This window comes from Synechococcus sp. R55.4 (assembly GCF_047461935.1).
Classification (GTDB): domain Bacteria; phylum Cyanobacteriota; class Cyanobacteriia; order Thermostichales; family Thermostichaceae; genus Thermostichus.
The window spans coordinates 1-22,397 of sequence record NZ_JANSIF010000059.1 but is presented as its reverse complement, the minus strand read 5'-3'; the positions used below and the strand labels follow the sequence as shown (position 1 = coordinate 22,397).

The window sequence follows — 22,397 nt, the reverse complement described above, 5'->3', positions numbered from 1 at the left end:
GCGGAGAGCCGATGGCTACTACGCCCAGTTCTGCCTGGACGTGGAGCGTCGGGAGAAGGTGGGCTACACCGGCGAGGTGGTGGGGCTGGATGTGGGCTTGATGCACTTCTACACCGACAGCAATGGGAACGCTGTGCCGTGTCCCAAGTTTTTGCGTCGTGCCGAGAGGAGGTTGAAGCGACAGCAAAGGAGACTGAGCAGAAAGTTTCGGAGAGGGGCCAAACCCCAATCCAAGAACTACCACCAGCAGAGGAAGCGGCTGGGCAAGGTGCATCTCAAAGTCCAACGCCAGCGTAGAGACTGGGTCATCAAGCTGGCCCGGTGCGTAGTGCTCGCCTACGGCGGCGCGGAGCGCTTTGTCTAGCGACATCGTGGCGTATGAGGACTTGCCGGTGCGCAACTTGGTGCGGAATCACCACTTGGCCAAGTCGCTCGCGTAAGCGGTGCGGAGCACTATTCACGATGCCGGGTGGAGTTTATTCACCGGGTGGCTGGACTCCTACGGGAAGGTCTTCAACAAGGTGGTGGTGGCCGTGCCGCCCCAGTACACCAGTCAGGACTGTTCTCGGTGTGGCCACCGGGTGAAGAAGACGCTGTCCACTCGCACCCATCAATGCCCGCAGTGTGGGGTGGTGATCGACCGGGATGAGAATGCGGCCATCAACATCCTGCGCAAAGGGTTGGAGCTGTTGGGTGAGGAGTGGAGCAACGGTACCTTTGGGCAAAAGGGAACCGCCCCGAAAGGGGGAACGCCTGGGGAGATGAGCACCGCTGCTGTGGAGGGGCAACCTGACACGGTAAGTGCTGTCGCAGAACCAGGAACCAGAATCCCCTGCCTTTAGGCAGGGGAGTATGTCAAGGCTCAGGGAAAATAATGGTTTAATGGTGGTTTGACAGCCAAAACTTCCTGGCCCAGGCCGGAACTCTCTTGGCAGGGCCCCTTGATCTTGAGTTTGGGATCCCTTCTCACCTTGTCTATGCTGAAAACCACTCGTCGCTTGGCCCTGCTAGCCCTGTCGGGGCTGGCGGTTCTTGTTCTCGCTCCCCAGAGGGGCCTCGCCAGGCCCATCATCGTCGGCTCCAAGGACTTTACCGAGCAGTTTATTCTGGGGGAAATGTATGCCTTGGCCCTGGAGGCGGCAGGGTTCACGGTGGAGCGCAAGCTCAACCTGGGGGGCACGCCGGTAGCTCATGCGGGCCTGCTGAGCGGCGAGATCGATCTCTACCCAGAGTACACCGGCACCGGCCTGCTGACGGTGCTTAAACTGCCCACCAGCGGCGACCCGGCAGAGGTGTACGCGACGGTGGCCCGCGAGTACGAGAGCCGGTTCCGATTGATTTGGCTGGATCCCGCCCCCATGAACAACACTCAGGCCCTGGCCATGACCCGAACTAGAGCGGCTGAGCTGGGCATCGCCACCATCTCGGACATGGTGGCCAAAGCGGGCGAGCTGGTGATGATCGGGCCGCCGGAGTTTCAAGCCCGCGAAGATGGACTACCCGGGATCCAAGCAGCTTACGGCAATTTTCGGCTCAAAGCCTACAAAGCGGTGGATCCCGGCCTGCGCTACCAGGGCTTGGTCAATGGGGAAGCGGATGTGGCGGTGGCCTTTGGCACCGATGGGGAAATTGCCGCCTTTGACCTGGTGCTGCTGGAGGATGACAAGCAGCTTTTCCCCCCCTACCAGGTGGCGCCGGTGGTGCGCAAGGATACCCTGGAGGCCAACCCCGGCATTGCCGCTGCTTTGAATGCCCTCTCCCCTCTGCTGACGGATGAGGTGATGCAGCGGTTGAACTACGAGGTGAGCGGCAACCGCAAGGAGCCGGCGGAGGTGGCCAGAGCCTTCTTGGTGGAAGCCGGCATCCTGAAGAAATAATCTTGCCCTTGCACGAGGCCCTGAGGTGAGCACCGTTGAGTTCGAGCGGGTGTCGCTGCGCTTTCCCCACAGTTCCCAGCCGGCTGTGGACGAGTGCAGTTTTTCCGTGGAGTCGGGCCAGTTGGTGGTCATTTTGGGGCCTTCTGGCTGCGGCAAAACCACCCTTCTGAAAATGGTGAATCGCCTACTGGATCCCACCCAGGGGCAGATTCGCTTGGACGGGCGGGATATCCGCCAGTTTCCCGTCACGGCTCTGCGGCAGCGGATCGGCTATGTTATCCAGCAATCGGGGCTGTTTCCCCACATGACGGTGGCCCAGAATGTGGCGGTGGTGCCGCGACTTTTGGGATGGGCGAAGGAGCGCATCCGCGAGCGGGTGGACGAGCTGCTCAGCTTGGTTAATTTGCCCCCCCATGAGTACAGAAACCGCTACCCTGCTCAACTGTCGGGCGGACAACAACAGCGGGTCGGTCTGGCTCGGGCCCTGGCCGGGGATCCAGGGCTGCTGCTGATGGACGAGCCTTTTGGGGCCATCGATGCCATTACCCGCAGCAAGCTGCAAGATGAGATCCTGCGCCTGCAACGGCAATTGAAAAAAACCATCCTGTTCGTCTCCCACGATGTGGAGGAGGCGCTGCGCCTGGCGGATCGCATTTTGGTGATGCAGAAGGGGCGGGTGGTGCAGTTCGATACTCCCTTTCGGCTGCTCACCCAACCGGCTACTCCCTTTGTTAAGGAACTGCTGGGGGCAGATGACATGGTGCGGCAACTGAGTGTGCTGCGGGTAGAAACGGCGATGGCCCGGATCCCTCACAATCACAAAATCCAGGAGGGAGCGATGGTGAGGCCCCAGGCAACTTTGCGGCAAGCCTTGTCCCTGCTGTTGCGCACAGGGGCGGCAGCCCTGACGGTGTGGGAAGACGGGCGGGCCATCGGGGTTCTGACCTTGGATCACATTCGCAGCTTGGCCATGCTGGAGGGGGGATCCGCGTGAGCTATCTCCTCAGCCATCCCGGCCTGGTGTGGCAGCTCACCCAAGAGCATTTGGCGATGGTGGGGATGACCCTGGGCATGGCGGTGGTGCTGGCGCTGCCGTTGGCCCTGCTGATCCATCAGGTGCGCTGGTTGGCCCTGCCGGTCATGGGGATCCTCAGCATCCTGTACACGGTGCCCAGCCTGGCTTTGATTATTTTGTTGGTGCCCTGGTTTGGCCTGAATGCCCGCTCGGTGGTGGTGGCGATGGTGATCTACACGCAGGTGATCTTGGTGCGCCACTTTTGCGTGGGCCTGCGCTCGGTCGAGCCTGCCATTCTGGAAGCGGCCAAGGGCATGGGGATGAACTTCTGGCAACGGTGGTGGCAGGTGCAGGTGCCGCTCATGCTGCCGATTGTCTTGGCAGGGCTGCGCTTGGCGGCGATTGTGGCCATTGCCATTGCCACCGTGGGGGCCAAGTTTGGGGCGGGAGGACTGGGCACCCTGCTGTTCGATGGCATTGCCCAGGCCGGTCGCTACGACAAGATCTGGGCCGGATCCCTGGCGGTGGGATCCCTGGCCTTGCTGGTGAACACGGCCTTGCTCAGCCTGGAATGGGCGGCCCGTCGTGGCTGAGGGGGTAGACTTAAGGACTCCGTCCCGCTGGCGCGATCGGGCAGGTTTATCCTCTAGTTGTGTGGGGCGAAACTGGGTGTAGCATGGGTGAGCAACCAGGGACTCCGTCCCGCTGGCGTGAGCGGGTGAGAGATTGGTCATCCCGCGCCGATTGGGAGCTGATGGAAGCGCTCAAGGCGGGGCAACCTGCTGCTCTGGCTGCGCTCTACGATCGCTATGCCGGCTTGGTCTATGGGCTGGCCTTCAAGATCCTGGGCCACGTGGCCGAGGCAGAAGACCTGACTCAGGAGGTGTTTGTCGAGCTGTGGCGCAAGGTTGGCTGTGATCCAAGGACTCCGTCCGAGTCGCGCGAGCGGCGGGGATCCCTGAGCAGTTTTTTGTGCATCCTGACCCGCTCGCGGGCCATTGACCGTCTGCGTTCTCAGGGCAGCCACCAACTTCTTTTGAAACGCTGGCAGACCATTCTCAGCGCCGATCGCGTCAGCGGGACGGAGTCTTTTCGCGTCAGCGGGACGGAGTCCTTTAGCAAGACTCGGTTCCCTTTTGAGCAGGTTTCCATCGAGGAGCGGCGGCAAGCGGTGCAAGCGGCCCTCAGCCAATTGCCCGAAAACCAACGGCAGATCCTGGAGTTGCTCTATTACCAAGGGTTGAGCCAGGCGGACATTGCTCGCCAATTGGGGATCCCGTTGGGGACGGTTAAGACCCGCTCTCGCCAAGCTCTCTGCAAATTGCGGGGATCCCTGCGCGCCCTTCTGGGTTTCTGCTCGCGTTAGCGGGACCGCGTCCTTTCGCGTTAGCGGGACGGAGTCCTAGGTTTGGAGTTGAGTTCTGGTGTCGGGATGGCCATGTCTGATCGCGTCAGCGGGACGGAGTCCTTATCCACCTCGCCCCCTTTAACAGAGGAACGGGAAGAACTGGCCGGCTATCTGCTGGGGGACTTATCTCCTGAACAGGTGAGTGCTCTAGAGGCACGCCTAACTCAAGACCCTCGGCTGGTGGCCGAACTGCAAGCCTTGCAAGAAACCTTGGAATTGTTGCCCTACGGATTGCCAGGAGTACTCCCGCCTGCCAGCTTGCGCGATAAGGTGATGGCAGAGGTGGGGGCTATCGGCTTACGCGAGCAGGAGATGGCAGTCCCCCTTCACTCTCCACTGCCTGCTTTTGGGGTGGGGTGGCGCTGGTTGGGAGGCTTGGTGGCGGCAATTTTGGTTCTGCTCAGCTTGGACAACTGGCGACTGCGGCAAGCACTGCAACTGGCCCAGTTAGAGCCGGTGCGAGCATTGTCTCATCTCCTGCAACAGCCGGGATCCCGTCTGGTGCATTTGCAGGGGGAGGCGGGGACGGCCAACGTGCTGTTTCGCCCAGGAGACTGGCAGGAGGTTATCTTGGCCGCACGGGATCTGCCCCAACCGGTGGCGGGGGAGCGCTACTCCCTCTGGCTCAAGCTGGATAATGGCGAGTTCCTCCACTGTGGTGACTTTCAGGTGGATGCTCAAGGCTCTGCTCTGGTGGCCCTACGCCCATCCCGCACGTTGCCGGCAGGTACCCGCGCCCAAGAGCTGCTGGTCGCGACCGGTTCCCGCCAACTGCCCGCTCGCGCCAGCGGGACGGAGTCCTTGAAACCCCTTCTGACGGGCAAGGTGTGAGGTGAGAGGAAGGGTTGACCTGCGGAGGTTGGCTGTGCTGGTGGGGGCGCTACTGGCCCTTCTGGCCTTGTGGTGGACGGATCCCACGCCAACAACCCTAAGCCAATACGTTACTTCTTTGCAGGAGCGCACTCCTTCTCAACTCCACAACATTCGCCGAGCCGTCCAAAGCCTGGATGGAGTTTACATCATGCCTGCGACACGCTCACAGGAACAGGCAGAAGTGATTTTTTCCTTCAACCAAGTGGTGGGGCCGCGCAGCCTGGAACGAGGCTATGTGCCCGCGCCGGTGTTTATGGTGGCCGAAACCCTGGATTCGGTTGGGGGAGGAATCTGTCAGGTGTCCTCTAGCCTTTACAATGCCGCTCTGTTGGCAGGGCTGGAGGTGGTGGAGAGGCACCCCCATTACCGGCAGGTAGAGTCGGTGCCCCCTGGCTTAGATGCCACCGTTTGGTACGGCTTGGCCGACCTCAAGCTGCGCAACCCTTTCCCCTGGCCGGTGCGCCTACGAGTTCAGATCCGCGGCCCAAACCTGATTGTGTCCGTGCTGGGACGGGGATCCCGCCGCGCCCTGAGGATCCCGCCCATCCGTGTAGAGGGGCACCGGCTGGATCCCCAGCATTTGCAGGTGAGCGTGTATCGGGGTAACGAGCGCCTCTCCCAAGATCGCTATGTCGTTGCTCCCTAGCCTCTCATCGCGCCAGCGGGACGGAGTCCTTTTTTCGCCCCATTGGCCCCCTACTTCAGCGTCTCAGGAGCAGCTCCCCAGCAACCTCCACACAGGGATCCATGTCCATTTCTACACCAACCCAGTTAGCGACAGGGTCGGCGACAAACCTCAAACCCTGATTCTTCCGTTGACCCGGTCGATCCCGCTCTGGGCAAGGGTTTCAGGCCCCTCGGCGGAGAAAAACAAGGGGAAATTGCAGCCGAAAACAAGACCTCTGGGCAAGGGTTATAACGGGGGGGAGTCGCTTCCCTTCGGGGAAGTGGAATTAATGGAAACGCTGTAATTAAATTTCAACCCATGAAGTTTTTTGAAAAATACCTTACCGTTTGGGTCTCGCTATGCATTGCTGCAGGCATTGGTCTTGGGAAAATACTGGGGAATTCTGTTTCGGTGCTTGAAAGCTGGCAGATATATACCATCAACATTCCGGTAGCGGTGTTGGTTTGGATGATGATCTACCCGATGATGGTACAGATTGATTTTTCATCGATAGGCGGTGTTTCAAAAAATTGGAAAGGGCTGGCGCTGACAGTTACTGTAAACTGGCTGATCAAACCTTTCACCATGGCATTGTTTGGATGGATTTTCTTTAAAAATCTGTATGCTACCTGGATCACTCCGGAAGATGCAGACCAGTACCTGGCAGGCGCCATTCTGCTGGGTGCCGCACCCTGCACAGCCATGGTGTTTGTGTGGAGTTATTTGGTAAGAGGCGATGCCAATTATACGTTAATACAAGTTTCAGTCAACGATCTTATTCTGCCGGTTGCATTTGTACCCATTGTAAAATGGCTGCTGGGAGTAACCAACATACAGATACCGTATGAAGTACTGATTACTTCGGTGGTTGTTTTTGTTGTTATACCGCTAACTACGGGCTATCTGACCAATCGGATATTGCTTCAACGAAAAGGAAAGGATTGGTTTGAACAAAAATTTCTTCCGGCACTTCGTCCTGTTTCCATACTAGCATTGCTTTCAACCCTGGTTTTACTCTTTGCCTTTCAGGGCGAACACATACTGGATCATCCATACACCGTTTTGTTGATAGCCATACCACTGACCATTCAAACCTACTTCATATTTTTTATAACCTGGCTGGGTGGAAAATTGCTCCGTTTATCACATCCGGTTTGTGCACCGGCTGCGATGATTGGTGCCAGTAATTTTTTTGAACTCGCAGTTGCCGTGGCCATATCACTTTTTGGTCTTAATTCAGGTGCGTCGTTAGCCACGGTGGTTGGTGTACTCATAGAAGTACCCATTATGTTATCGTTGGTAGCCATCGCTAACAGTTGGAGGTATTAAATTAAAAAATTCATAGCATGAAAAAATCTTGGTTTTATGCACAGGTAATAGCTGCCGTAGTCAAATGGTACATGGTTATTTAGAAAATCTGTTACAAGGTAAAGCTCATATTTACAGTGCCGGTATTGAGATGCATGGCGTAAATCCGAGAGCCATACAAATCATGAAGGAAGATGGAATTGATATCAGTCATCATACCAGCAACCATGTAAATGAATACTTAAACATACCCTTTGATTACATCATCACGGTATGTGATCATGCCAGAGAAAACTGTCCGTACATACCAGGTAATTCCATTCGCATACATCATAGTTTTTCTGATCCTGCCAAAGCAACCGGAAGTGAAGAAGAAATTATGCATGCATTTCGTATGGTTCGAAATGAGATACGCACATTCTGCGAAGAATTTTCAAAGACTATCATTGCTTAATCCTAGTAAGAAAACACAAACAAAAAAGCCCCGTAACCGGGGCTTTCTGATTTATTTTACAACCATGATGCGTTGTGTTATCGCTTGTTTTCCGTCAGATATTCTAAGAAGATAAATTCCAGAAGACAATCCGTCTGTGATCAAAGTTATTTGCTGCTGAGATGGAGCAATGGTAAATTGCTGCAACACCTGACCTAGTGTTGTCATCAGTTCTCCTTTCAACGGTTCGGCAGAAGCCAATTGCAGAGCAATGGTAATCATATCAGTAGCTGGATTGGGATACACCAAAAAGTTGGAGGTATTCATCACTTCATCCAGCGAAGAACAGTTAAGTACTGTAACCGATGCAGTGGCAGTTGCTGTACATCCGTTAGTAGCTGTGGCTGTAACGGTATAGGTAGTAGTGGATGCAGGGCTTACATTGATGGAAGCAGTATTAGCACCTGTATTCCAAGTAAAACTATTACCACCAGAAGCAGTAAGATTTACAGAGCTTCCCTGACAAATAGTACCGCCACCACTTATAGTAGGTGTGGGCAAAGGGTTCACCACAATACTGGCTGTTGCCGTGTTTGTTCCGTTTAAATTGCTAGCTGTTAATGTTACAGTATATGTCCCCGCTGAATTAAATGTTACAGTAGGACTGGCAGCCGTACTTGTTGAAGGAGTTCCGCCGGGGAAGGACCAGCTATAGGAAGTAGCATTGGTAGATGTATTGGTAAATGTAATACTTTGCCCTGCACAGATGTTAGTTGATGAAACATTAAAAGAAGCGCTTGGTGGTGTATTGGTTGCAGCACTAATGTTTATATCATCCAGATAAGTAACATTTCCCCATCCACTTCGCAATTGGAATCTGATTCTGGCGGCGGTTTGAGAAGCATACGGGCTTAAATCTATTGTCTTGGTTGCCCATTGTGATGGGGTAGGTACAAATGCAGTGGTCATATCAGGTGCTGTAGCCAATGGACTCGGGCCTGTATTATTACCATAAGATGCTAATCGTATCCAAGTATTGCCACAATCAGTGGTGATACTTACTATTAATGAATCAGTCGCTTCCCTTCGGGGAAGTGGAATTAATGGAAACGCTAAAGCCGAATTCACTTTACGAAGATCGCTTAGGGTCGCTTCCCTTCGGGGAAGTGGAATTAATGGAAACGATGATGCTGTTCAGTCATATTCTCTCCGGAACATAGTCGCTTCCCTTCGGGGAAGTGGAATTAATGGAAAAATTAATGGAAACAAACCAAGTGATCCCCTTTCACTTCCAGCCAGTGCCCACCTGGATAATCGGGGCTACGGCTGCCTCGGTCTGCTTTTAAGAGCTGGATCCCGGCTTCTACCTGGTCAAAGGTGGGGTGGTGGGGCAGCACCAAAGACAAAAATTGAAACATCACCTGCCGCTGCAGAGCCAAGGGGGCAGCCCGCAAGGGATCCCGTCGCAGCCCTGGCAAAGCGGGCTCATACACCTGCTGCCATAGCTGAGCTGCTTGGGCTACCACCAGCTCATGTTCTGCTTGGAGCAGCGTGGCAGCCCGATTCAGGGCCGCTTCCAGTTGCGGATTAAAGTGCTGCTTCAAGTAGGGCATCACCTCCAGGCGGAGACGGTTGCGGCAATGGGCCAGATCTTGGTTGCTGCGATCCGGCCAGACCGGCAATTGGTGCTGCTGGCAAAATTGTTCGGTTTCCCAACGGTATAGACCCAGCAGGGGTCGCACCACCTGGGCAGAGGTGGGATCCCGGTCGTCCAGGCGACGCTGCCAATCCAGGCTGCTCAGCCCGGCGGCTCCTGTTCCCCGCAACAAGTTCCACAAAAACGTCTCTGCTCGATCCGTGGCCGTATGCCCCATCACCACGGCGCTGCAATCCCAGATGCGGGCCCATTTGTCCAGTTGTTGGTAGCGCCAAGCCCTGGCCCCTGCCTCATCTCGGCGGATGGGATCCGCAGTCTCAACGGCATGAGGCAGTCCCTGCTGCTGCAGCCACCCCTGCAAAAAGCGAGCACACTCCGTTTCATCTGCCGACCAGCGGTGATCACAATGCAGAACAAATATCTGCCAGCCCCAGCGAGGCTGCAAATCCCGCAAGATCTGGAGCAGGCAAAAAGAATCTTGCCCGCCCGAAAAAGCCACCAGCAGTCGCTGGCCAGGGTGAAGAAGTTGCTGCTGCCGAATGGCGCACTGTACCCGCAGGTGGAGAGGAGAGAGCCTGGCCACAGCTTGCTATTGCTCACGTACAACCCAGACCCTACCTGCCGCTATGGGATCCCTTAGGCAAGAGCTCGGGTCAGATGAGAGGCCACCGCCTGCACAGCAGCAATGCTGCGCTCGTAGGCCATTCGGGTCGGCCCCAGCAAGGTGACCGTACCCAGAGGAGCTGAGCGACGGTGGTAAGTGGAGGCGATAACCGTACAGTGGTGCAGAGACTCCAGTGGATTCTCGCTGCCAATGTAGATGATCACCGGGGTCTTGCGGGCAGACTGTCCCGACTCCTGATCCATCTCCGTTGAGCTCGGCAGAGAGGGCAAACCCCCATCGGCAAAATGGAGCCCAATCATCCCCTGAAGTTGCTTGGCTCCCTCCTCGATCAACTGCATCACTGCCTGCACCTGCCGGGCCTGGGAAAACTCCGGCTGACGCATCAACTCGGCCATACCGGCACTGAACACCTGCCCCAGAGAGGGCTGTAGACAGCGTTGCACCACCGAGCGCAGCAGTTGCTGGAGCCAATGGCCGTAGGTACGAAATTCTTCATCCAGTTTCAGCCAGCTCAGATCCTGCAACTCGGCAAAGGTTTTGCCCCGCAGCTTCAGGGTGAGAAAGTTGCTGAGCAATTGCAATTCATCTTCCAAATCCTCTCGGGAGTCGCTGGGCCAGTCGGGGGGGCTGACCAGAGCTGAATGGGTTTGATAGGAGTCGGTTACCACCAACACCATCACCCGCCCTGGCGCTACCGACACCAACTGCACATGATGAATGGCTACCACCGGCCCCTGAGGAGGGGTGATAAGAGCAATGCAACCGCTCAGATGGGCCAAAAGCTGGGCCACCCTTTGTAGGAGACTGTCCAAGTCATCTCCCAGCTCACGGCCAAGCTGATCCATCAACTGTTGCAGGGCAGGATGGGGATCCGGCTGAGGAGCATCGTGAGGGATCCCACCGCTGTTGGCGGAGGTCAACAAATCGTTGACATAAACCCGATAGCCAAAGTCGGAGGGAACCCGACCCGCAGAGGTGTGGGGCTGAAACAGTAACCCCACCTGCTCAAGGGTGGCCAGGTCGTTACGAATGGTGGCCGTGCTCACCCCAAAGTTATAGGACTGGGCCAAGGTTTTGGAACCGACAGGTTCAGCCGTCGCAATGTAGCTGCGCACCGTCGCCCAGAGAATCTTCCGCTGGCGGGGAGTCAGTTCGAGTTTCATAGCCGATCAAAAGAACCCAGTCAACACCTATCTATCTAAAGGGAAGTGCTAAACAGAGCCGGTAAATTGCTCCAGGATAGACCAACTCAGGGTTGAGATACGAATCTAGACAAACTTTCGCGTCTAAATACATCTGTATGCATCTATTGTTACTCTTTCATGACGGGTTGCCCAGGAAGGGAGTCGCAACACCCAATGCCGAAAGAGGTTGAGGCTGTGGGTTGTGCAGGAGAAAGGGAAATCCCCTCTAGCCTAGACCCCTTTTTTTGCCCAGAGGTGATATAAAGTTGAGTCAACTCTAGGCCAACTGGGCCTGCTGCTGTCCCCCCTGTATCCTTTTGTATCTTTGAGGTTGTCCCGTGTACTTATCCCCCCAGGAGAAAGACAAGTTGTTGATCTACCTGGCTGCCCAGTTGGCTCGGGATCGGCGGCAGCGGGGCCTCAAACTCAATTACCCTGAGGCAGTGGCCTACTTGAGCGCAGCGGTTTTGGAGGGGGCGCGGGAAGGGAAAACGGTCGCCCAATTGATGAGCGAGGGGCTGACGTGGCTGACCCGCGAGGACGTAATGCCCGGGATCCCGGAGATGATCCCCGAAATCCAAGTGGAAGCCACCTTTCCCGACGGCACCAAGCTGGTTACCTTGCACCATCCCATTCGCTAGCGTCGGGGCTGCCCGCTTTCAGGGATCCCCCAGATGCTCCAAAGACCGAAAAACTTCAGGAGGTTGTCCCCATGCCCTCTGGCCGCAAATCCAAAACCACGCCTGGCGCCAACGCGGAGCCAGCCCTAATCCCAGGGGAACTGCTGCTGGCAGAGGATCCCATCCAGGCCAACGTCGGGCGGGCCACCGTGACGCTAGAGGTCACCAACCGAGGGGATCGGCCCGTTCAGGTGGGATCCCATTTTCACTTTTTCGAGGTGAACCGGGCCCTGGTTTTCGATCGCGCCGCCAGCTTTGGCATGCGCCTCAACATTCCTTCCGGCAATGCGGTGCGTTTTGAGCCAGGCCAAACCCATCGGGTGACGCTGGTGGCTTTGGGGGGCAAGGGGTTGGTGCATGGCTTCAATCGGCTCACGGAGGGTACGGTACGCTCTGCCGCCCAAAAGCGGCTGGCCCTGGCCCGATTGCAGGAGTGGATGGGTCAAGCAGCCAATCCCTAGGGAGTACCGCCCCCCCCAAGTGTGCAGCTTTGGGCAGCCGTGCCAAGGTTCAACCCCATCCCCGTCTCCGCTCAGATTCAGGACAGTAGGGCTATCCTATTTCTCCCCTAGGAGCGGGCAGATGTCAGAACGCGAGACTATCTTGTGGATGTGGGTGCAAGGCTTGGGGCTAAATCTTTCTGGGTTGGCGCTGTTGGCAGCAGCAGGCACCGCCTTTGGGCCTCTCAGTTGGACAGGTGCGACGGTGGCGGTGATGTTGAAGCTCATTGGAGATGGCCAACTGCTGCGGAGCTACTGGCTCTGGCGAAGCCGGCGACAACAGAGGGGATCCCAGCCCGTCAGCTCGGCAGCGGCAGTGCTCCAGAGTCAGGCTTGAGACAATCGCCAGCCCTTGTTCGGTCTCCGACCCAATAAAGCCAACTTAACCCTCCCTAGTCTCTCTTCCGAAGGGGGGAGGGAAGCTTGAGCTCACGGCTGTCTGGAGATGATAGCCCTCGGAAACCCTGTGGATCCTTGGGGCCCGGAGCTTTATCTCGGCTTTGGATCTGATCTGGATCTGAGTCCCCTCCGGCACCGGTAAGCCTCATTGCAGGTGAGCCACGGTCACTCCAGTACCGCCGTCTTGGGGATCAGCGGCTGAAAAACGCTGAACGCGGGGGTGATTTTGCAAGTAAGCTTGTACGCCGGCCCGCAAGCGCCCTGTGCCGTGGCCGTGGATGATCCAGACAGGGCCGGGGGGAGCTTGGGCAAAGTGCTGTTCCAAAATGGCCTCGGCCTCGGCAACGGTTTTTCCCCTCAGATCGAGGGTGTTCTGACTGGTGCGCAGGTTCAGGGGAGCTGTGGCTGCAGGGGAGGGAGGTGGGGCTTTGGGGCGTTGGCGCTGCTTGGCCTGGTGTTCGTCAATGGGATCCAACTGCCCCCGTGGCACTGTGAATTTGAGGATGCCGCTGCGCACTACATATACATCTCCTTCGATGGCGATCACCTCTCCCGTCTGCCCCAAGCCTCTCAGCCGCACCCGATCTCCCACCTCTGGCACAAACTCCATATCCACAGGCGGCGGTGGGGGAGAGTAGCGCTGCTGGATTTGCGCCAGCTCGGCAGTAATGCGTTGGGGATCCTCTCCCTGCTGCAATTTGCGGATGGCGGCAGCCACTTCCTGACGGGCAGCAGCCAACAGGGCTTGCAGTTCTTGGTTTTGCTTCTGCTCCAGCCGGGCTTCTCGCTCGGCGATTTGGCGGCTACGCTGTTGCATTTGTTGATATAGGCTCTCCAGCTCTCGATGCAGGGATCCCACCTGGGCCGCCCGCTCTTCCAATTGAGCTCGCTGCGCTTCCAGCCCGGCAATCACCTGATCCACCTGGCTTTCCCCCTGCAGGTGCTGCTGGGCCCGCCGCAGAATCTCTGGATCCAACTGCAGCCGTTGAGCAATGGTCAAGGCATTGGAGCGGCCTGGGATCCCCCACAAAAGGCGATAGGTGGGGGCCAGGGTGACCTCATCAAACTCCACCGAGGCATTTTCAAAGCAGGGATGTTGGTATTTCAGGGCCTTCAACTCGCCGTAGTGGGTGGTGGCCAGGGTGAGCAGCGCCTTTTCCGAGAGATACTCCAACAGCCCAGCCGCCAGGGCAGCTCCTTCGGTGGGATCCGTGCCCGCCCCCACCTCATCCAACAGGACAAGGGCCGGCTCTGGAGTGGACTGCAGGGCCTGTACCATGCGGCTGATGCGGCGGATGTGCCCTGAAAAGGTGGAGAGATTTTGTTGCAGCGACTGCTCGTCCCCAATGTCGGCGTAAACCCTGTCGAACCAAGGCAGTTGGGGCGGATCTTGAGCCGGCAGGAAGATCCCCGCCTTGGCCATGAGCACCAACAGCCCCAGGGTTTTCAAGGCAACGGTTTTGCCGCCGGTGTTGGGGCCGGTGATGACTACGACCCGAATCGAGTCCGAGAGGGTGAAGTCGATAGGGACAACAGCAGAGCCTTGACCCTCCGAAGGGGCAGCGGCGCGAGATTGCCAGAGCAGCAGGGGGTGCTTGGCCTGACGCAGGCGCAATCCTGCCGAGACAAACTGGGGACGATTGCCGTCCAGCCAGAGGCTGTAGCGACCCCGAGCCAGAGCCACATCCAACCCCACCATCACCCCCTGCAAATGCTCCAGATCGGTGGCGACGGAGGCCACCTGAGCCGAGAGCGCGGCTAAGATCCGCTCTTCCTCCGCCTGAATCTGAACTTGGGTTTCTCGCCAGCGGTTGCCCAGTTCCACCACGGCGTAGGGCTCCACATAGAGGGTGGCCCCACTGGCAGAGCTGTCATGCACAATGCCGCGGATGAGATCCCGATGGGTGGCCTTGACCATCAGGACAAACCGTCCCTGCCGCTGGCCGATCAGGTTGTCCTGCAGCGCCTGGGGGTACTGGCTCATCAACTGTTGCAGGCGCTCCTGGATCTGGCTGCGTTGCCGCCGCTGCTGCTGGCGCAGATCCGCAAGGGTAGGGCTGGCGCTGTCCCGCACCTCGCCATGTTCCTCCAGGCAGCGGAAGATCTCCTGCTCCAGCTCCGGGTAGGTGCGCAGGGTGCTCACCCAAGTTTGCAAGCGTGGCAGATGGTCGTGGTCGTCGATCAGACGACGAATGCGGCGGGCCGCCCCCAGAGTTGTAGCAATCTGCACCAGCTCTTCCCCGCTCAGGATCCCCCCCCGTTCAGCCCGTTCCAAAGCCGGCAGCAGGTTGTGGATCCCTGCCATGGAAAGGCCCCCCGCCTGTGTGCGATCGAGGCGGATCGCCTCTTCCGTCTGCTCAAGGTAGGCTTCGCTATCGGCGCGGCTCTGCCAGGGATCCAGCTCCAAGCAGGCACGACGGCCCAAGGGTGTGGCCGCAAAGGTGGCCAAGTGTTGACAGAGGCGGGGCCACTCCAACAATTCCAAAGTTTCTTGCCCTTCGTCTTGGCGGGCCGTAGGCCCTGGGGAGGGATCGGGCTTGGAAAAGACTGGCAGCGGGTGCAAGGTGGGGACGGTGGGCATTAACCATTCAGCGATGCAAAGAACCCTGGAGACGCAGTTGCTTCATCTCCTGCAAAAACTGCCGTTGGTACTTGAGGAAGGCCGTGTGCCACTCGCGGAAGCGACGCTCGCCATCCCGCACCAGCATCTGCCGGTACTGCTCTGAGTTGAGGCGGGGCCGAGCAAAAGATGAGTCCATAGGGATTGGGGATGCTCTCTATCTTATTGTGGCAGGCTCTGGGTCGGCTTCCACAGATGGCTTTTGGTGGGAGGGGCACGCTGATAATGGCGCCGTTGTCTCACGCGCTGCCTCTGGTGATCTTCCCAAGAAGCTGAGCTCACCGAAAAACTGGGTTCAAAGCCCCGCCCTACCGCTGTGGGGTTCGCCTTGGGTGTCCTGTGGAGGGTGGAAGTGAGCTGCATTCACGGCCAAACTGAACCTCACAAGCCTGCCATACTGAAGGAAGTTGCTGCACTCAAAACACTCAAGATCCGTGCGCAAACGAGTCACCCTCATTTTCCCCCGCCATTTGGTGAATGTGCCTCTCACCTATCGGTTGGCCAAAGACTTCGATGTGGCTGCCAATATCGTGCGCGCCAGGGTAGCCCCCAACGAAGTGGGTACTTTGGTGGTGGAGCTGTCGGGGGATATCGACCAGGTGGAAGCAGGCTTGGAGTGGGTGCAGTCTTTGGGCATTGAGGTGACAGAACGGGCCAAGGAAATTCAGATTGACCCAGACTTGTGTGTGGATTGCGGATTGTGTACGGGAGTTTGCCCAACCGAGGCCCTGAAGATTTCTGCTCCCAACTGGAAGCTGGAGTTCTCTCGCAACCGCTGTGTCATGTGCGAACAGTGTGTTGCCACCTGCCCCGTTGGGGCGATCAGCACCAGCTTGTAGTCAGTTTGTGGTCAGTTGGCTGAGTTACGAACTCCCCCAAGCTGACAAATCCCTTTACAATCCTGTTAGATTTGTTGGACATAGGTCTAGCTGCGGAGCGCACTCGACATGGCTTCTACTACATCGTTGATTGGGTTAACTTATGCCGGTTTGGCTGTTCTCTATTTGCTGGTGCTGCCTCTGTTGTCTCTGCTGTACGTGGACAAACGCTGGACTTCAGGCAGTGCTTGGGAAAAGGTGTTGATGTTTTTCTTGGTCTTGTTTTTCTTTCCCGGCATGGTGCTCTTGGCTCCCTTCATGACGTTCCGGCCCAAGCCCCGGTCGCTGTAAGGTCAGCCGTTTGTCGGTTCACTGAGCCATGCGCAGATTGGATGTTCTTGCTATAGGCTTAGCCCTGCTGTTGGGGGGAGGGATCCTCTACGGCCTGCTGCTTTGGGCGGGCTTGGATACGGGGGCCGCGCAGCAGATATCGAGCGTGGTGCTTCTATTGGCCTGCTTGGGGTGGACTTTTGGCTACCTGAGGCGGGTGCTGCGGGGGGAAATGACCCTGAAGGCTCAGTGGGCCAGCTTTGAGACCCAGCAACTTCAAGAGAAACTCCACTCGCTGTCTCCGGAAGAGTGGCAGGCCCTGCAAGCTGAATTGGAAAGCGAGAAAGAAGGGATCCCAGATTGAATTGAGCAAGACAAACGTTGAGGCCGTCGGACAGGCCGCACCCAGAAATGGGCTGTCGGCTGCTGGGGATCCGGATTTAATCCGGATTTAATTTGTAGAGTGTTGGGCCTAAACAGCAGCACTTGTATATCCGGTCACCATTTGCTCCTCTTAAGGATGCTACATTGCGCCTTGCACAAGATTCTGACGTATAACGGATCATCAAGTGGTGCAAGCCTTCGCCTTCCCTTCTACTCACATCTCTCCATCTACGGTGAGCAAAACCATACTGCTAGCTCAGGGCCAGCCCTCGCAAATTCATCTCTGGAAGTTGGCGCTGGAGTCTCAGGGGCACTCTGTGGTGCTGGTTTCCCCGCGTGAAGATCTGCTGGAGGTGGCAGCAAGTCAGCCTCTGGATTTGGATCTGATGGTGGTGGACATGACGACGGGGCTGTTTAACCCCTATGCCTTTTGTCGAGAGTGCCAAAGTAAGCTGCCCAACATCCCTGTGATCCTGACTCATCACCCCCGTCGCCACATCGAGCCTGCAGAGCGGCGCTGGGCAATTTATCAGGGGGCAGCAGATGTGATCCCCGGCTTGGCAGAGGCCGACGATATTCTCCACTCCCTCGAACGAATTTACGAGGCTGCCAGGTGGTTTTTGCCTATTGACACGGCGGCACTCTACAGGGCTCTGGAGCAAGCGGGCGTATGGCCTGGGGAGGTCAGCCGTACATCTTCTTCCACCACTCCCCCGCAGCCGATCGCGCACTCCCCCACCGCCCCTCCACAACCCATCACGGCGGAAGGGGATCCAGGGCAGAAAGACTTGACCCCGCAGGTGAAGTACCGATTGATGTACCGGGGTCGCCCTGTCGGTTGAGCACGTTTTCTCGCACTGTCTTGCTCTGCCAGGGTTGAACTGCTAAGAGAAGGTCAGCGCAACACTAGGGCTAGAGTAGCCCCTTGGGATCCCGTCTCGACCAACCGCAATTCCCCTCCATGGGCCTGCAGGATACGCTTGGCGATGTATAGCCCTAGACCTCCTGAGCCGGTTGGGTAGTGGTGGCCGGCAATGTGAATGGGCTGGGTCACGTAGGGTTGGGCCAACTCTTCTAGGGGAGCCGGCAAGCCGGGGCCATCATCCTGCACCTGGATCTGGTGGGGGCTGACGATTAACACCACCGCATGGCGTGCGTAGCGCAAGGCGTTGTCCACCAGATTCACCAGCGCCCGCTCCAGCTCTGCCTCATCGGCGTTGCCCCACCCTTCTCCTTCGACTCGCAGATCGATCCCCCGCTCCTGGGCCAGGGATCCCATGCGCTCGGCCACCTTTCTGGCCAGGGATCCCAGATCACAAGGCCGAGGATGCAACTCGATCTCTCCCCGCTCCAGGCGGTGAGCCTCCACCATTTTCTGCACCAGAGAGAGATTGTGTTGATTTTCCTGCAGGATGCGATCCAGCAGAGCGCGACGTTGCTCCGGCTCGAGCTGTTGATCCTGTTTAAAGGCGCTCAGCAGGTGCCCAAAGGCGATGAGGGGGGTTTTGAGGTCGTGAACGAGGGTAGCGGTAAAGGCTTCTCGCCGCATTTGATCGATCTGGATCTGGCGCAGCAACTGGGCAAAAGCCTGCCGCAAGATCAGGGCTTCCTGGGGATCCCCGGGGCGGAGCAGCAGATTCCAACGGGCAGGCTGGTTGATCAAGGTTTCCAAATGGGCCAACTCGCGGGCCAGCAGGGTGAGGGGGCGCAAAATCATGGAGGACAGAGCATAGCCCACCACCGCCGATAGCACCGCCAGCAACGGGATCCACAGCAGCAGCAGAAGGATCCCTTCAGTGCTGAACTGCGTGTCGGGCCAGATCCACTGCACCGACAGGATGAAAACCAAGTTGGGGACGAACGAAAGGCTGGCAATGACCAATGCCACCTGGGTGCGCAGGCTGTGGGGAAAGCGGCGGCGCCAAAACTCAAGTAGGCGGAGTAGTTGCTGTTTCAAACTCGGTGTGCTCGCTTTGACAAGACCTGCTTGAATAGTGAACCAACCGTAGGCAAAGAATAAACATCCCCTCACGGTCAAGGCTGAAGAGTTCTTTCCTAAGTCTTAGAATGACCGTTATGTCTTGAGCCACTTCATCCCCATGAATAAAGAAGGATGCCGTAACCCCAGCTTTTAGGATACCCAGCTACCCCATTCTTTAGAGAAGCCGCGCCGTATTCCGGTTGGCAAAGCTGTGGACATCACGGCAAAGGCAGCTTGATCCCCAGGCGTAACCAACGTTGAGCAATCATAGTCGTTTCAGGTTAGGGTGAGGCGCCTGGGCCATTGAGAAAAGCCTTTGGCCGCATGCATTATTGCTCGGCAACGCTGACGCGACGACGCGACCAACGTTTTGGGTGTAGTGTCCCAGTTTGGGTCAAAGGACTACAAGTTCAACAGATTCAACAGATCAAGATCGAGGGGCAGAGCGGAGCTCTCAAGCTCCTAGGACATGAAAAAACCTCTGGGAGTCTGTCCGTGTTTCGACCCCAGAGGCTTCTTCTCTTCACTCCTCACCACTATTGAGCGTAGCCGCCCTTCCAAAGGCTGTCAAGCACTTTCCCATTGGGGTTGGCGTGTGGGAAATTGCGCTAGGGTGGCACTGCCGTATAGGATCATCTGCTGGGGCTGTAAGTTCACCCGATCGACCCGCAGCTCAGTGCCTCGCAAGGCGAGCCGATCCAAATCCAGAAGCTCATTCAGGCAGCGTACCAAAGCTTGGCTCAAGGCTAGCTCCTCTTCTGTACCGCTTTCAAACACTGGATCTGTAAAGCGGATGCGACGCCGCTCCAGCACCTCAACTTGGGCGGAAAAACCGACGCAGAAAGCCCTGGCTTCTCCCTGCTGTACATTTGCCTGGAATTGCAGTCGCCGCGCCGGGGTGATGCTGATATGGACGTGATGGAAGGATAGGGGGCTGCCATCCTGTCCCACCAGGGCCAGCCTGTTCAGCACAAAAGGTGTGTTAAACGATTGCGCCAGATCGTCTTCGCTCAGCACCACGCGCATTGTGGCCTGTACTGGCTGGCGCAGCTTGATCTTCCCCTGCCAAATTTGGCTGAAATCGATGGCCACCGCGTTGCAGAATAGCTCCAGAGCCGAAAGCCTCAGGCCGTTGTACATCTGCAAGTGCTGGCCCAACAGTTCAAAGCTGTCGATACGACCCTGCAACAATTTGGCAACAGGCTCCACTCGCACGCGCGCCTCCAGCCGCTCTGCATGCTTAAAGAGGGCACGAATGGCTGCGCCTACCCCTCGGCTAACCCAATCGACAGCCATGGGATTCTGCAGGGAAAGTTGGGGCAGGAGTCCTGTAGCCATGGGAAAAGGTAAAGAGCGCCTACAGGGATCATAACCAGCCATTAAGAAAAGTTACAACCTCCGCCGACGGAGAGGCTGTTCTCTCAGGGGTAGGTGCGTCCCTCCTGCATAGCCGAGCGGGCCACGGCTGCGATCCCCTGGTCGGTGGCACGGGGCAGATGAAAGTACCGTCCGCCCGCCAATTCCGCCAGCTCGGCGCTGAAGCCGGTGGTTACAAAGCGGCTTTGGGAGTCGATCAAGAGCAGCTTCAACCCCAGGGCGCGGATGCGCAGGGCAATCTCCCGCAGCTCCTGCTTCAGGTCGATGGGATCCGTTCCCGACTGGGGTTTGCCATCGCTCCGTCCCAAAGAGCGGCTGAGGGGGATGTTGCCCCGACCATCGGTGAGGGCCACCAGCATCACCTGGCCCACGTCGCCGGCAGCACGGGCATTGACTCCCATGCGCACGGCTTGGGTGAGGGCATGGGCAAGAGGGGATCCCCCGCCACAGGGCAGAGATTCCAAACGGCGGCGGGCCAGCTCGATGGAGCGGGTGGGGGGGAGCAACACTTCGGCAGTTTCCCCACGAAAGGCGATGAGGGCCACCTTGTCACGGTTTTGGTAAGCCTCGGTGAGCAGGCGCAGGGCGGCACCTTTGGCCGCTTGCATGCGGTTGAGGGCCATGGAGCCGGAGGCATCCACCACAAAGATCACCAGGGCTCCGGCCTTGCGAACCAGCTTTTTGGCGCGGATATCGCTCGGCTCCACAATCACGCTACGTCCCGGTTGCCGCTGGCGGCGGCTTTTCTGATAGGGGGCAGCAGCTCGCAAGGTGGCATCGACGGCAACGCGGGGGTTGGATCCCTGGGGCAGGATGGGCTTGACGTAGCGGCCTCGGTCGGCGCTGAACACCAGGCTGCGGGATCCCGTTTTTCCCTGCTGGTTGAGGGACTGGGCAAAGGCCAGCAGGCGCGGGTCGAGGGCAATGCGCTCCGGCTCGAAGAAAAACTCTTCCGGCAGACTCAGGTTTTCCGGTTGGGGATCCGTTTCCTCTCTATCTTCCCCATCCTTGTCGGGATCCGGCGGCGGGGGATCCGACTGTTGGGATGGTGGCGGGGGGGGAGGCGGGGGCTGGTCGGGGTCGTATTGGGCGCGGGGCAGCAGCACCAGTTGCACAGCCTGCTGCAGATCCTCGGCCAACAGGCGATCCCGTCCTTCCAGAGCTGCCAGGGCACAGGCGGCCCGTAGGGCAAACTGCTCTCCCCGGTGCCCTTGGACGTTGCCGCGGATGGCCTCTTGCACCAGGTAGTGGATCTGTTCCCGCTGGGGTTTGACCTGGGGCAGCCACTCTCGGGCCAGGACAATCTGGGTGCGGATTTCTTCCAGTTCCGCCTGGTGCTCGGCCAGGAAGGGCTCGGGAGCATCGACAAATTGCGTTGCCCGTTGGACAATTTCCCCTCGCTCTTCTAGGCTCAGCTCCTGCCCCACCGGCACCACCAGTGCCAGGCGATCCAGCAGGTGGGGGCGCAGGGATCCCTCCTCGGGGTTGTAGGTGGCCACCAGCAGGGGCCGACAGGGGTGTTGCAGACTCAGCCCCTCCCGTTCCAGGCGGTTGACCCCATCCCCCACCACCGTCAGCAACAAGTTGACGATGGCGTCGTCCAAGAGGTTGATGTCATCCACATAGAGCACGCCCCGGTGGGCAGCAGCCAAGAGCCCTGGCTGGAAGACCGTTTCCCCCTGCCTGATGGAGGCCTCCACATCGACGGATCCCAGCAGCCGATCTTCGGTGACGCCCAGGGGAACCTGGACAAAGGGGGGCGATATCACTTGGGTGGGCGGCACCTCTCCGGCTGGGTAGCGAGCCTTGGCCCAGTCGGACCAGGTATCCGGCTGCGCTGGATCGTCGTTGCAATAGGATCCCGCAATCACCTCGATGGGCGGTAGCAAGGCGTGGATCCCTCTGGCCAAAACCGACTTGGCGGTGCCGCGAGGCCCCACCAGCACCACACCCCTTAGGCTGGGATCCACTGCTGCCAGCAGCAGAGCCAGCTTGGCCGCCTGTTGCCCCACTACAGCGGTGAGGGGAAAGGTACAAGGAGCGGATAGAGTTGCGGATCCCATGGTTGGCGGGTAGGCTTGGCGAGCAACGGTTCAATCGAGCAGATTCGCAGCGGAGCGGGAGCTGTACACCCCAGTCTATCGCTTGAGTGCTCCGCACCGCCTTTGCAACTGAGATTTTCTGGGGAGCATGCCTCTAACCCCCAAAACCCTGAACTTTGCTGAATTTACTGAGCTTTAGGCGGTTTGGCAAAAGTCATT

The 22,397-nt window shown here is 57.9% G+C and carries 25 protein-coding genes; 17 read left to right on the top strand and 8 right to left on the bottom strand.

The genetic code is table 11. From position 1 onward, the window contains the following. The 10 genes from NW842_RS12315 to NW842_RS12270 all read left to right on the top strand — a co-directional run. Positions 1–364: transposase (locus tag NW842_RS12315; protein WP_414418135.1), on the top strand; the 364-nt coding region annotated here is incomplete at its 5' end. Between the two features lie 79 nt (positions 365–443). Then, complete coding sequence (locus tag NW842_RS12310) at positions 444–842, top strand: RNA-guided endonuclease InsQ/TnpB family protein (RefSeq protein ID WP_414375566.1); 399 nt, start codon at positions 444–446, stop codon at positions 840–842. 48 nt (positions 843–890) lie between these two features. Further along, the gene (locus NW842_RS12305) at positions 891–1,877 is read left to right on the top strand and encodes a glycine betaine ABC transporter substrate-binding protein (protein WP_414418134.1); all 987 of its coding nucleotides are present in this window, start codon (positions 891–893) and stop codon (positions 1,875–1,877) included. Positions 1,878–1,902: 25 nt separating this feature from the next. After that, complete coding sequence (locus NW842_RS12300) at positions 1,903–2,871, top strand: ABC transporter ATP-binding protein (protein ID WP_414409534.1); 969 nt, start codon at positions 1,903–1,905, stop codon at positions 2,869–2,871. Then, positions 2,868–3,485, top strand: coding sequence for an ABC transporter permease (locus NW842_RS12295; protein WP_414418133.1), 618 nt, complete (start codon positions 2,868–2,870; stop codon positions 3,483–3,485). Before NW842_RS12300 ends, NW842_RS12295 begins: the two co-directional genes overlap by 4 nt. Positions 3,486–3,568: 83 nt before the next feature. Further along, entirely contained in the window at positions 3,569–4,258 is a 690-nt protein-coding gene (locus NW842_RS12290) for a sigma-70 family RNA polymerase sigma factor (protein WP_414418132.1), read from the top strand. A gap of 72 nt (positions 4,259–4,330) precedes the next feature. Continuing rightward, positions 4,331–5,131, top strand: a complete 801-nt coding sequence (locus NW842_RS12285; protein ID WP_414418131.1) for an anti-sigma factor domain-containing protein — start codon at positions 4,331–4,333, stop codon at positions 5,129–5,131. Between the two features lies 1 nt (position 5,132). Continuing rightward, positions 5,133–5,819 carry a VanW family protein gene (locus NW842_RS12280; RefSeq protein ID WP_414418130.1) on the top strand — a complete coding sequence of 229 codons (687 nt, stop codon included), beginning with the start codon at positions 5,133–5,135 and terminating at the stop codon, positions 5,817–5,819. A 339-nt stretch (positions 5,820–6,158) separates the two neighbouring features. Beyond that, positions 6,159–7,169, top strand: coding sequence for an ACR3 family arsenite efflux transporter (arsB, locus tag NW842_RS12275; RefSeq protein ID WP_414418129.1), 1,011 nt, complete (start codon positions 6,159–6,161; stop codon positions 7,167–7,169). 25 nt (positions 7,170–7,194) lie between these two features. Continuing rightward, on the top strand, positions 7,195–7,602 hold the full coding sequence (locus NW842_RS12270) for an arsenate reductase ArsC (protein ID WP_414418136.1): 408 nt from the start codon (positions 7,195–7,197) through the stop codon (positions 7,600–7,602). Between the two features lie 51 nt (positions 7,603–7,653). On the opposite strand, the gene NW842_RS12265 is transcribed toward NW842_RS12270, so the two are convergent. The 3 genes from NW842_RS12265 to hrcA all read right to left on the bottom strand — a co-directional run bounded on the left by NW842_RS12265 (position 7,654) and on the right by hrcA (position 11,026). Continuing rightward, entirely contained in the window at positions 7,654–8,550 is an 897-nt protein-coding gene (locus NW842_RS12265; RefSeq protein WP_414357574.1) for a T9SS type A sorting domain-containing protein, read from the bottom strand. Positions 8,551–8,837: 287 nt separating this feature from the next. Beyond that, entirely contained in the window at positions 8,838–9,821 is a 984-nt protein-coding gene (tilS, locus tag NW842_RS12260) for a tRNA lysidine(34) synthetase TilS (protein WP_414357573.1), read from the bottom strand. Positions 9,822–9,874: 53 nt separating this feature from the next. Beyond that, the gene (gene hrcA / locus NW842_RS12255) at positions 9,875–11,026 is read right to left on the bottom strand and encodes a heat-inducible transcriptional repressor HrcA (protein ID WP_414344420.1); all 1,152 of its coding nucleotides are present in this window, start codon (positions 11,024–11,026) and stop codon (positions 9,875–9,877) included. A gap of 359 nt (positions 11,027–11,385) precedes the next feature. Here hrcA and NW842_RS12250 point away from each other — a divergent pair, with 359 nt between their 5' ends. The 3 genes from NW842_RS12250 (at position 11,386) to NW842_RS12240 (ending at position 12,564) form a co-directional block, all read left to right on the top strand. Further along, a complete protein-coding gene (locus NW842_RS12250; RefSeq protein WP_011433938.1) occupies positions 11,386–11,688 on the top strand; it encodes an urease subunit gamma in 303 nt (100 codons plus the stop codon). A 71-nt stretch (positions 11,689–11,759) separates the two neighbouring features. Then, the gene (locus tag NW842_RS12245; RefSeq protein ID WP_414357572.1) at positions 11,760–12,188 is read left to right on the top strand and encodes an urease subunit beta; all 429 of its coding nucleotides are present in this window, start codon (positions 11,760–11,762) and stop codon (positions 12,186–12,188) included. Positions 12,189–12,309: 121 nt separating this feature from the next. Next, positions 12,310–12,564: a hypothetical protein gene (locus NW842_RS12240; protein WP_414357571.1), complete on the top strand. Its 255-nt coding sequence runs from the start codon at positions 12,310–12,312 to the stop codon at positions 12,562–12,564. 207 nt (positions 12,565–12,771) lie between these two features. Here NW842_RS12240 and NW842_RS12235 read toward each other — a convergent pair whose 3' ends face one another. Together NW842_RS12235 and NW842_RS12230 are read right to left on the bottom strand one after the other, a co-directional pair. Further along, positions 12,772–15,207 (bottom strand): endonuclease MutS2, encoded by a 2,436-nt coding sequence (locus NW842_RS12235; protein ID WP_414357570.1) that lies wholly within the window; start codon positions 15,205–15,207, stop codon positions 12,772–12,774. A 7-nt stretch (positions 15,208–15,214) separates the two neighbouring features. Further along, positions 15,215–15,385 carry a hypothetical protein gene (locus tag NW842_RS12230; protein WP_414357569.1) on the bottom strand — a complete coding sequence of 57 codons (171 nt, stop codon included), beginning with the start codon at positions 15,383–15,385 and terminating at the stop codon, positions 15,215–15,217. A gap of 295 nt (positions 15,386–15,680) precedes the next feature. On the opposite strand from NW842_RS12230, the gene NW842_RS12225 reads away from it, so the two are divergent. From NW842_RS12225 to NW842_RS12210, 4 genes are all read left to right on the top strand, one after another. Continuing rightward, positions 15,681–16,085, top strand: a complete 405-nt coding sequence (locus tag NW842_RS12225; protein ID WP_011433941.1) for an NIL domain-containing protein — start codon at positions 15,681–15,683, stop codon at positions 16,083–16,085. 108 nt (positions 16,086–16,193) lie between these two features. Continuing rightward, complete coding sequence (gene ndhL / locus NW842_RS12220) at positions 16,194–16,415, top strand: NAD(P)H-quinone oxidoreductase subunit L (protein WP_414331907.1); 222 nt, start codon at positions 16,194–16,196, stop codon at positions 16,413–16,415. 28 nt (positions 16,416–16,443) lie between these two features. Next, positions 16,444–16,758 (top strand): DUF3007 family protein, encoded by a 315-nt coding sequence (locus NW842_RS12215; RefSeq protein WP_414357568.1) that lies wholly within the window; start codon positions 16,444–16,446, stop codon positions 16,756–16,758. 253 nt (positions 16,759–17,011) lie between these two features. After that, the gene (locus NW842_RS12210) at positions 17,012–17,620 is read left to right on the top strand and encodes a response regulator (RefSeq protein WP_414357567.1); all 609 of its coding nucleotides are present in this window, start codon (positions 17,012–17,014) and stop codon (positions 17,618–17,620) included. 53 nt (positions 17,621–17,673) lie between these two features. On the opposite strand, the gene NW842_RS12205 is transcribed toward NW842_RS12210, so the two are convergent. From NW842_RS12205 to bchD, 3 genes are all read right to left on the bottom strand, one after another. Continuing rightward, a complete protein-coding gene (locus tag NW842_RS12205; RefSeq protein WP_414418128.1) occupies positions 17,674–18,735 on the bottom strand; it encodes a sensor histidine kinase in 1,062 nt (353 codons plus the stop codon). Positions 18,736–19,326: 591 nt separating this feature from the next. Beyond that, positions 19,327–20,097: a DUF2993 domain-containing protein gene (locus NW842_RS12200; RefSeq protein WP_414418127.1), complete on the bottom strand. Its 771-nt coding sequence runs from the start codon at positions 20,095–20,097 to the stop codon at positions 19,327–19,329. A gap of 83 nt (positions 20,098–20,180) precedes the next feature. Further along, the gene (gene bchD, locus NW842_RS12195; RefSeq protein ID WP_414418126.1) at positions 20,181–22,199 is read right to left on the bottom strand and encodes a magnesium chelatase ATPase subunit D; all 2,019 of its coding nucleotides are present in this window, start codon (positions 22,197–22,199) and stop codon (positions 20,181–20,183) included. Positions 22,200–22,397: the final 198 nt, after the last annotated feature.

What these genes read in the sequence shown, in the direction of transcription:
- NW842_RS12290 (WP_414418132.1), top strand. Translation starts at nt 3,569, where the DNA reads ATGGGTGAGCAACCAGGGACTCCGTCCCGCTGGCGTGAGCGGGTGAGA.
- NW842_RS12285 (WP_414418131.1), top strand. Translation starts at nt 4,331, where the DNA reads ATGTCTGATCGCGTCAGCGGGACGGAGTCCTTATCCACCTCGCCCCCT.
- arsB (WP_414418129.1), top strand. Translation starts at nt 6,159, where the DNA reads ATGAAGTTTTTTGAAAAATACCTTACCGTTTGGGTCTCGCTATGCATT.
- NW842_RS12265 (WP_414357574.1), bottom strand. Translation starts at nt 8,550, where the DNA reads ATGACCACTGCATTTGTACCTACCCCATCACAATGGGCAACCAAGACA.
- hrcA (WP_414344420.1), bottom strand. Translation starts at nt 11,026, where the DNA reads ATGAAACTCGAACTGACTCCCCGCCAGCGGAAGATTCTCTGGGCGACG.
- NW842_RS12245 (WP_414357572.1), top strand. Translation starts at nt 11,760, where the DNA reads ATGCCCTCTGGCCGCAAATCCAAAACCACGCCTGGCGCCAACGCGGAG.
- NW842_RS12240 (WP_414357571.1), top strand. Translation starts at nt 12,310, where the DNA reads ATGTCAGAACGCGAGACTATCTTGTGGATGTGGGTGCAAGGCTTGGGG.
- NW842_RS12235 (WP_414357570.1), bottom strand. Translation starts at nt 15,207, where the DNA reads ATGCCCACCGTCCCCACCTTGCACCCGCTGCCAGTCTTTTCCAAGCCC.
- NW842_RS12230 (WP_414357569.1), bottom strand. Translation starts at nt 15,385, where the DNA reads ATGGACTCATCTTTTGCTCGGCCCCGCCTCAACTCAGAGCAGTACCGG.
- ndhL (WP_414331907.1), top strand. Translation starts at nt 16,194, where the DNA reads ATGGCTTCTACTACATCGTTGATTGGGTTAACTTATGCCGGTTTGGCT.
- NW842_RS12215 (WP_414357568.1), top strand. Translation starts at nt 16,444, where the DNA reads ATGCGCAGATTGGATGTTCTTGCTATAGGCTTAGCCCTGCTGTTGGGG.
- NW842_RS12200 (WP_414418127.1), bottom strand. Translation starts at nt 20,097, where the DNA reads ATGGCTACAGGACTCCTGCCCCAACTTTCCCTGCAGAATCCCATGGCT.
- bchD (WP_414418126.1), bottom strand. Translation starts at nt 22,199, where the DNA reads ATGGGATCCGCAACTCTATCCGCTCCTTGTACCTTTCCCCTCACCGCT.